Annotated in this window: 1 rRNA gene; it reads left to right on the top strand. The window is 56.1% G+C overall.

The features are described 5' to 3' along the window. Positions 1-255 (top strand): 23S ribosomal RNA (locus CVV77_RS21895); the annotation flags it as partial.

Here is a 255-nt window from a genome sequence, read left to right as displayed (position 1 = left end):
TAGTACCTGTGAAGATGCAGGTTACCCGCGACAGGACGGAAAGACCCCGTGGAGCTTTACTGCAGCCTGATATTGAATGTTGGTACAGCTTGTACAGGATAGGTAGGAGCCTTGGAAACCGGAGCGCTAGCTTCGGTGGAGGCATCGGTGGGATACTACCCTGGCTGTATTGACCTTCTAACCCGCCGCCCTTATCGGGCGGGGAGACAGTGTCAGGTGGGCAGTTTGACTGGGGCGGTCGCCTCCTAAAAGGTA

It is taken from the genome of Bacillus sp. SN1 (genome assembly GCF_002796895.1).
Taxonomy (GTDB): domain Bacteria; phylum Bacillota; class Bacilli; order Bacillales; family Bacillaceae; genus Bacillus; species Bacillus inaquosorum.
The sequence above is the reverse complement of the archived record's forward strand: the minus strand, read 5'-3'. Positions and strand labels throughout refer to the sequence as shown.